The sequence below is a fragment of the Streptomyces sp. C genome (genome assembly GCF_000158895.1).
Taxonomy (GTDB): Bacteria; Actinomycetota; Actinomycetes; order Streptomycetales; family Streptomycetaceae; genus Streptomyces; species Streptomyces racemochromogenes.
Map to the genome: position 1 here is coordinate 1,006,052 of NZ_GG657750.1, position 8,887 is coordinate 1,014,938.

The following is an 8,887-nucleotide window of genomic DNA, read 5'->3' on the forward strand; positions in this document are numbered from 1 at the left end:
CCCGCGCCCCGACCAGGGTCCAGGCGGTCGGGTCCAGGCCGCAGGCCAGGGAGGTCAGTCCGAAGGCCGCCATCCCGATGACGAACAGCCGCCGCCGGCCGATGGTGTCGCCGATCCGCCCGCCCAGCACCAGCAGCACCGAGTAGGCGACCCCGTAGCCTCCGACGACCAGTTCCAGCATGGCCGGGCCGGCGGCGAGGTCGGCGTCGATGGCGGGCAGCGCCACGTTGACGATGAAGAAGTCGATCAGGGGGAGGGCCGCGCCCAGCAGTACGGTGAACAGCCCGAGCGGGGTGAGGACGGCGGGCTCCGCGGCCGCGGGTCCGGCGGTGGCCGGGACGGGCGGGGCCGCGGGGACGGACGGGGACGGGTGGGTCGTGCGTACGGTTGTTTCGCTCACGGAGGGAACGATCCACCTCCGCTCAGCCTGGTACCAGAGTCTCTCCATCCTGGTACCAGGAGTACCTGGCAACGGGATGGGCCGTACCCCATCCTGGTGTCATGACCACCGTCGCCCCGGCGAGCGACCTGCGCCGCCACGAGCTCGCCGACTTCCTGCGCAGCCGCCGCGAGCGGATCACACCCGAGCGGGTCGGGCTGGTCCGGGGACCGCGCAGGCGCACCCCGGGGCTGCGCCGCGAGGAGGTCGCGCAGCTCTCCGCCGTCGGCGTCACCTGGTACACCTGGCTGGAGCAGGCCCGCGAGATCCAGGTGTCCCCCCAGGTGCTGGACGCGCTGGCACGGGCCCTGCTGCTGGACTCCAGCGAGCGCGCGCACCTGTTCGCGCTGGCGGGCAGCACCGACCCGGCGCCGAACACCCGCTGCCCGAGCGTCACCCCGGCGCTGCGGGCCGTCCTCGACCAGCTGGACCCGATCCCGGCGTGCGTGCAGAACAGCCGCTACGACATCCTCGCCTACAACAGCACCTACGCCCGGCTGCTGTGCGACCTGGACGCCCTGCCGCCCGAGGACCTCAACTGCGTGTGGCTGGCGTTCACCAACGCCGACTGGCGGGCCTCCCTCGTCGACACGCCGGGCGTGAACCGGCTGCTCGCGGCCAAGTTCCGGGCCTCGATGGCCGGGCACCTGGCGGAGCCCGCGTGGAAGACGCTGCTGGCCCGGCTGGAGGCGGCCTCGCCGGAGTTCCGGGAGATCTGGGCCCGGCACGAGGTGGTCGCGGCGGGCGGCAACACCAAGTACATCCGCAACGCCCACGTGGGGCCGCTGCGCCTGGAGCACACCAGCATGTGGCTGGGCCCGGCCTCGGGGCCGCGGCTGACGACCTTCGTCCCGCTGGACGAGGAGTCCCGCCGGGGCCTGGAACGGCTCCGGGCCCTGTCCCCCGTCACCGCCTGACCGGCACCGTTCAGCAACTCCCGTGGCTCCCGTGCGCCAGCGCCCCGCCGATCGCCGCGCCGCACTCACGGGCCGTCAGGTAGGGCCGTACGTCGTGCGCCCTGGCCCCGTTGTGGATCGGCACGTCCCGGACCCGGTCCCCGAACAGCGGCGCCAGGTCCTTGGCCAGCGCCACGAGGTCACCCCGGTCGGCGATGTTCACCCACTGCCGCACGGACGCGGGCCAGCGGCCGCGGCCGGCGTGCGGGGGCGGGACGAGCCGGTCGAAGACCAGGTTGCGCACCCCGAGCGGCGACCCCAGGGTCACCAGCACCACGTCCGGCCGGGCGGGGTCCGCGCACAGGGCCTCGTACGCGACGACCGAGCCGAGCGAGTGCGCGACGACCACCCGGGTGCGGTCGGTCAGGGCCCGCTCGAACCGCTCCCGTACCTCGGCGCGCGTCCGCGGCTCGGTGAAGTACCGCCGCACCTGCCGGGCCGCCCCGATCATCAGCCGCTCCCCCGCCCCGGCGAAGAACGCCGAGTGGCTCAGCGCGTCCAGCGCCCGCTGCACCGGGTACGGGGTCCGCAGCCGGACGCGGTCCTGCGGCCCGGGCAGCCGGGGGTCGATCCGGGCGGCGTACTCCCACCACTGGAGCAGGAGTTCCTCTTCGAGGCCCTCCTCCACGTCGGAGGCGTCGAGCTCGGGCGTGCCGGTGCCGCGGTGTCCGGCCGGGCGGAAGAGGTCCCCGTAGAAGGCCATCGCGACCTCGTCCCGCGCCGGCCTGTCCCCGCCGGCGAGGGCGAGCCCGTCGCAGAGCGCGGGGTACCACTCGGCGAGCAGCGACTCGGGCCCCACCACCTCCTGGGCGATCCCGTGCACGAACACGATCCGGCTCACGGCCGCACCTCCGCCAGGGTGAGGGCGACGACGCCCATGTCGGTGGCCACGCAGATGTGGCCGTCACGGTCGATGGAGAAGCCGTTGATGGTGCTGCCGACGTCGATCTCGGACGTCCAGGTGAACGTGTTCATCCGGCCGACGCGCAGCAGGCCGTGCCGGTCGGCTGCGACGAGGGTGGGCACGCCGCGGACTCCGGCGAAGCGGATCTCCCTGACGCCTGAGGCGAAGCGCGGGAACTCCCCCACGACCGGCCGGTCGGCGTCCAGCCTGCGGACGTGGACGTGGCCGTCACCGGATCCGACGACGGCGAGCGGCGCTCCTTCGAGCCGCACCACCTCCAAGGCGGTCACGCCGAGCGCATAGCCGCCCAGGGGATCGCCCACGGGGCTCCCCGTCTCCAGGTCCCAGAGCCGCACGGTGCCGTCGCGCGAGGCGCTCACGAGGGTGTGGACGTCGCCGATGCACAGGTCGCGCAGGGCCGACACCGGACCCACGTGGCCCATCATCGGCCCGCAGAGGGCCCCCTGGGTGTCCAGCTCCCAGGCCTCCAGCACGTTCTCACCCGTCGCCGACACGACGATCCGACGGTCGCCGAAGCGGAGGATGTGGCTGGTGTCTCCGCTGCCTTGCCGCCTCGCCAACTGGCGACGGGTCTCCAGGTCCCAGACGGACGTCGCCGCCCAACTGCTGCGTACCACCAGGACCTGGCCGCCCATCTGCACCATGGTGATGGGCTGGAAGGAGCCGTCGTGCGTCAGGTGTGGCGACACCTGGCTGCCGTCGCCGAGATCGTGTTGGCGGACGACCCCGTTGCTGCCGCCCGTCACCACCAGCGTCCGGCCGTCGCGGCCCTCCATGATCTCGGCTGACGCCAGCCTCTTCGTGCCACCGCACAAGGGCTCGCCGACCACGTGACCTCCGTTCAGGTCCCAGATCAGCACGTCCGAACTGCCGGTGGTCACGACCACCACCATGCCGTCCACCCTGCCGAAGAGCGGGGGTGCGTGCACCGTCGCCGGCTCCAGGCACCAGGTCGGTTCCGTGCGCGTCCCTGGTGCTTCCCGTGGATCCAGGCGCCAGATCCGGAGCTGGTTACCGCCGCTGGCCGCCACGACGGATTCGCCGCCCACCTGTGCGAGGGTGGCCGCCAGCACCGCTCCGAGCATGGGGAACGGTCCGGCCACCACGGCCCCGCTGATCACTTCCCGGACCTGGAGGTTGCCGGTACCGGCGACGGTGAGCACCACCGCCTTGCCCTGGTGGAACGCCACGCTCTCGACCGAGGCGAACTGCTCCGCGTCCCGCACGGCGCGGTGCCCGCAGCAGCGCGCCTCGGGCCCGTCCTCGCCCTGCTCGATCCGCCACGCGTACGCGTGGTCCGCGTCCGTCGCGAGGACGACCTCCAGCGCGCCTCCTTCCGAGCGCAGGGCGAGGTGCTCGACGTCCCCCACATGGCCGGCGAGCGGACGGCCGATCATCGTGCCGGATTCCACGTCCCAGACGCGGACCGTGCCGTCGGCCCCTCCACTGGCCAGTACCGTCCTGCCCGCCAGAGCACCGAACGCGGTGCACACGACGGCGTTCGTGTGCCCCTCCAGTTCCAGGTGAACGGCACGGTCCCCGGTCGTGCTCCACAGCCGCACCACGGTGTCGGCTCCGCCGGTCGCCACGGTCAGCCGGCCCTTGACCACAGTGGCGGCCAGGGTCCTCACCCTGGCGGAACGCCCTTCGAAGGCCGGGCCCAGCTGTTGCCGGGTCCGCAGGTCCCAGGCCCGGACGGCGCCGTCCTCCCCACCGGTCACGACGACGGGGCGCCCCTCCCACTGGGAGTAGGCCGTGGTGGCCATCGACCTGGTCAGCCCGTCGTCGGGCCGATCGGCCGCGAGGTCCCAGATCCGTGCGGTGTGGTCCGCGCCCACGGTGACGGCGAGGGCCGTGTCCCCGTGTACCGCGAGGGCGGCGGCGGTCATGGCATCCAGGTGTCCGCGCAGGGGGTGGCCGAGCGGGCGGAGCGTCCGCAGGTCCCAGAGCCTCGCGCAGCGCGAAGCGCAGGTCAGCACAACGGGGCGGCCCGCGATTTCACCGGTCACCACCGAATACGGGCCCGTCAGCCTGTCGTCGGTGTGCGCCTGGACCGGTTCTCCGATCTGGCGTCGGTCAGCGAGGTCCCAGCAGCCGAGCATCCCCACCGCGTCACACACCAGGGCCAGCGAGCGCCCGTCCAGTTCCACGGCGCGCACCGCTTGTACCTGGCCGACCGAACCGACCAACGGCCGACCGTGGACCTGGGCGTTCCCTCCGTCCAGCGCGGCGCGCACGTCCCATACGCATACGGACCTGTCGTCCCCGCCGGTGAGGGCGATCGGCCGGCCGTCCAGCCAGCCGAGATCCACGCCGTACACCGCACTGCGGTGGACGACGAGCTCCTGACCCAGTTGGCGCCGGTCCGTCAGGTCCCACAGGCGTGCGGTGCCGTCCGCGCTCCCGGTCAGGGCGAGGGGTCTGCCGAACACCTCCCCGATCGCGATCGACAGGACCCTGTTGGTGTGGCCGGTGAGCGGCTCGCCGTACTCCTGACCGGCCGACAGGTCCCAGATCCGGACCGTGCCGTCGTGTCCGCCGGTGAGGGCGACCGAGTAGTCGCCGAGCTCGCCGATGGCCAGGGCGTTGACGGGCATTCCGACCGGGAGCGGCTCGCCGATGGGGCGTTGGGTCGTCAGGTCCCACACGCGTGCCGTGGAGTCCTCGCTGCCCGTGACGGCGATGGGCCGGCCGTCGAGCGTGCCCGTCGCCACGCACGTGACCGGTCGGTCATGACCGTTCAGCAGCCGGTGGGCCCCGCTGTTGGACCACCAGGCCCACGTGGTCGACCAGGGGCGGGTCACCGCGAGCTCGCCGACCCGGTCGGCCAGCCGGTCGGCCTGGCAGCGCCGGGCCGACAGCTGGAGGTCGGCGGCGCGCTCCCCGAGCGGGGTGTCGGGAGTGAGCCGGTGGGCGATCTGCTCGTACGCGCCGCGCACCCCGGGGACTCCCTCGCCCTCCATCGCCGCGAACGCCCGCAGCAGCGTGAGCGGTTCGCTGGCCAGCAGGAACCCCGGGTCCTCCATCAGCTCCACGAGCCGTCCCGCCGCCACGGCATGGGTGGCGAGGTGCTGGCGTACGTAGGGCACGGCGGCGAACCAGTCGGGCTGTTGCGCCTCCGCCTGGGGTACGAGGCCCAACAGCGCGTCGACCACGGCGTGCTGGATGTCGTGCGCGTCCTGGGCGGCCGTCGCCCGCAGGTGCTCGGCGAGGGCCTTGTGGTAGAGCCGGTACGCCGAGCGGCGGTCGTCGTCGGTGACCTCCGCGATGTACGCCGCCGCGACGTCCAGGGCCCAGCTGACGTCCTCCTCCGAGCAGGGGACTCCGGAGATGGCGGAGCCGAGTCCGGTCCACACCCGCCCGCGCGGCAGCCCCTTGCCCTCCGAGAACGCCAGCGCCAGCAGCATGCGGCGCACCCGGGGCTCGTCGGGGCCGAAGCGCTGCAGGTAGTCGTCGAAGGCTTCGCCGACCTCGCTGGGCAGGTTGTCCTCCCAGCCCGGCCGGCCGGTGTCGACCGGCTCGGCGTCCGAGCGCAGCGTGCGGGCGGTCATCCTGGCGTAGAGGTAGACGCCGGCCGCCTTCTCGGCGACCCCGCGGGCCACGGTCCGGGCCAGGGGCGGGCGGTTCCGGTACGGGGTGCGGACCTCCGGCTCCTCGGCTGCCAGCAGCACCCGGGCGACGTACGCGGTGACGTCCTCGGTCCCGGCCTGGTATTCCTCCCGGTCGAGGTCGAGGCAGGTGAAGGTGGGGCCGAGTGCGGTGACGAGTTCGCGGCGGGTGCCCACGAGGAGGCGCACGCCCTGGATCTCGGCCATGGGGCGCAGCAGTTCGCGGGTGATGCGGCGGGGTTCGCCGTGTCCGCCGGCGTCGGCGGCGGTGTCGGAGCCGGCTTCGTCGACGGCGTCGACGACGATGACCAGCGGGGGGCCCTGGCGGCCGCGCCGGGTGAGTTCCTGGAGGAGGGCGGCGACGCCGTCGGCCTCGGTGCCGAGGGCGGAGGCGATCCGCTCGACGATCTCCTCCAGGCGCTTGTGGCGGGCGTGGACGGCGGCCGTCACGCAGTTCACCGGGACGACGGTGTTCGGGTCGACGCCGCTGAGGTCGAGGCGGGCCCGGTAGGCGGGGTCGGAGAGGGCGACGATCCGGCCGAGGACCGCGGACTTGCCGCAGCCGGGGACACCGGTGACGACGCGGCCCCGGCCGTCGCCCTCCTCGGCCGTCAGCCAGGCGGCGATGTCGGTGAGCACGTTGACCCGGCCGCTGAAGTAGAGGCCCTGTTCGGACTCGAACTCCACCCCGCGCGAGCGCGGGCCGAAGTGCTCGGCGAGTTCCCTCGCGGCGACCCGCCCTTGGACCTCCAGGTCGGTGCCGGCCGGCGGCAGTTCCTCGCGGTAGCCGGAGTTCGCCAGGAACGGGGCGAGTCCGGTGACCAGTGCGCTGGCCAGTTCGGCGCGCTGGCCCCGGCCGGCGAGGTCGAAGCGTTCGTTGACGGCCTTCACCAGCTCGGTGAGGTCGAGGTACTGCTGGCGCTGTCCGGTCCGCTCGGTCGTGGTCTCGATCGCCGCGCCGAGCACGGGGACGAAGGCGCCGTCGAGGGCGATCTCCTTGCGCCGGGCGGAGGCGAGGAACCAGAGTCCGGCGGAGGAGTCGGCGGCGACGCCCCGGTAGATGATCGTCTGGAGTGCGGCCGCCGCCGCGTCGGCCGTACCGGCTCCGGCCGAGCAGGTGTCGAGGATCAGGAGGACGTGGCGCAGTCCGCCCTTGCAGAGGATGCGTACGAGGTCCTCGGTGGCCAGGGCGGTGGCGGCGAGGTCGGTGTCTCGGGTGTCCCAGCAGAGCAGGTAGTGCCGGTCGCGCTCCTCGACGGCGCCGTGGCCTGCGAAGTACACCACCACGACGTCGTCGCCCGAGAGCGCGGTGTCGGCGGACCAGTGGCTCAGCTTCTGGCGCAGCTGTTCGGCGCCGTCGTACTCGCCCAGCCCGGAGAGGGCGCGCTCGTAGCCGAAGCCCTCGAAGAGGTGGGCCATGGCGGCGGTGTCCGCGGGGACCGAGTCGAGCTGTTCCTCCTGGGGGAGGTGGCAGTACCTGCCGGTGCCCATGCCGATGAAGAAGCGCCGCCCCACCGAGCCCCCAAGCCGCCGTCCCCTGTGACGCAGCCGACTCTAGCGACGGCCCGCCGCCCCGCGCAGGGGCTTCGGATCATCCGGGAAGATCCCGCGCCCCCCGCGAGTTGGTAGAACCGTGAACGAAATGCTGAGGGGTGCGGCGGACGTGGACGTGGTGGTCGTCGGGGCCGGCCAGGCGGGGCTGTCCAGCGCCTACCACCTGGCCCGGGCCGAGATCGACCACGTGGTGCTGGACCACTCGCCGCGGCCCGGCGGGGCCTGGCAGTTCCGGTGGCCCTCGCTGACCTACGGCAAGGTGCACGGCATGCACGCCCTGCCCGGCATGGAGCTGACCGGCGCCGATCCGCTGCGGCCCTCGTCCGAGGTGATCGGGGAGTACTTCGCGGCGTACGAGGAGCGGTTCGGGCTGCGGGTGCGGCGGCCCGTGGACGTGACGGCCGTGCGCGAGGGCGGCGGCGGGCGGCTGCTGGTGGAGTCCGCGTCCGGGAGCTGGTCGGCGCGGGCGCTGGTCAACGCCACCGGGACCTGGGACCGGCCGTTCTGGCCGCGCTACCCCGGCCAGGAGCTGTTCCGGGGCCGCCAGCTGCACACCGCCGGCTACCCCGGGCCCGGGGCGTTCGCCGGGGCCCGGGTGGTCGTGGTGGGCGGCGGCACGTCGGCGGTGCAGCACCTGCTGGAGGTCTCCGAGGTGGCGGCCGGGACGACCTGGGTCACCCGGCGGCCTCCCGTGTTCCGCGAGGGGGCGTTCGGGGAGGCGGAGGGCCGGGCGGCGGTGGCGCTGGTGGAGAAGCGGGTCCGGCGGGGACTGCCCCCGCGGAGCGTGGTCAGCGTGACCGGGCTGGCCCTGACGGAGGCCGTGCGGGCGGGGCTGGACTCCGGGGTGCTGGAGCGGCTGCCCGTCTTCGACCGGATCACCCCGTCCGGTGTGGCGTGGGCGGACGGGCGGAGCGTGGACGCCGACGTGATCCTGTGGGCCACCGGATTCCGGGCGGCCGTCGACCACCTGGCGCCGCTGCGGCTGCGCGAGCCGGGCGGCGGGATCCGGCTGGAGGGGACCAGGGCGGTGCGTGACGAGCGGGTCCACCTGGTGGGCTACGGCCCGTCGGCCTCCACCATCGGCGCCAACCGGGCGGGCGGCGCCGCGGTGCGCGGGATACGCCGCCTGCTGGCCCGGGGGCCGGCGGCGGCTCAGCCCGCGGGCGGGTCCGGGACCGCAGCCGCAGCCGGGGTCCCGGCCGGGGCCGAGTCGAAGGCGTCCAGCGGGAGCTCCCGGTCGGCGGTGCCGGCTTCGCGGGCCTCCTCGGTCGCGTAGACGCGGAGGACGCCGTCGCGCACGGCAAGCACCGGGTCCGTCCACTCCTCGTCGGGCCCGGGGACGAACACGTGCTCCACGGCCCGTTCGGCGTCGTACACCAGGAGCGAGACGATCCTGTGGAGCCAG

The 8,887-nt window shown here is 74.1% G+C and carries 5 protein-coding genes; 2 read left to right on the top strand and 3 right to left on the bottom strand.

Annotation, left to right across the window (positions count from 1 at the left end; all coding sequences use genetic code 11):
* Positions 1-448: MFS transporter (locus tag SSNG_RS43485; protein WP_007262608.1), on the bottom strand; the 448-nt coding region annotated here is incomplete at its 3' end.
* A 53-nt stretch (positions 449-501) separates the two neighbouring features.
* Here SSNG_RS43485 and SSNG_RS04465 point away from each other — a divergent pair.
* A complete protein-coding gene (locus SSNG_RS04465; RefSeq protein ID WP_042800528.1) occupies positions 502-1,356 on the top strand; it encodes a helix-turn-helix transcriptional regulator in 855 nt (284 codons plus the stop codon).
* 10 nt (positions 1,357-1,366) lie between these two features.
* Here the strand turns inward: SSNG_RS04465 and SSNG_RS04470 are convergent, their stop codons facing one another.
* Positions 1,367-2,236, bottom strand: coding sequence for a hypothetical protein (locus SSNG_RS04470; protein WP_007262610.1), 870 nt, complete (start codon positions 2,234-2,236; stop codon positions 1,367-1,369).
* Complete coding sequence (locus SSNG_RS04475; protein ID WP_063749946.1) at positions 2,233-7,419, bottom strand: caspase family protein; 5,187 nt, start codon at positions 7,417-7,419, stop codon at positions 2,233-2,235. The genes SSNG_RS04470 and SSNG_RS04475 overlap by 4 nt, the downstream gene beginning before the upstream one ends.
* A gap of 151 nt (positions 7,420-7,570) precedes the next feature.
* On the opposite strand from SSNG_RS04475, the gene SSNG_RS04480 reads away from it, so the two are divergent.
* Entirely contained in the window at positions 7,571-8,758 is a 1,188-nt protein-coding gene (locus SSNG_RS04480; protein WP_007262612.1) for an FAD-dependent oxidoreductase, read from the top strand.
* Positions 8,759-8,887 lie beyond the last annotated feature (129 nt).

Coding starts and splice junctions, on each gene's coding strand:
- SSNG_RS04480 (WP_007262612.1), top strand. CDS start 7,571: ATGCTGAGGGGTGCGGCGGACGTGGACGTGGTGGTCGTCGGGGCCGGC.
- SSNG_RS04475 (WP_063749946.1), bottom strand. CDS start 7,419: ATGGGCACCGGCAGGTACTGCCACCTCCCCCAGGAGGAACAGCTCGAC.
- SSNG_RS04465 (WP_042800528.1), top strand. CDS start 502: ATGACCACCGTCGCCCCGGCGAGCGACCTGCGCCGCCACGAGCTCGCC.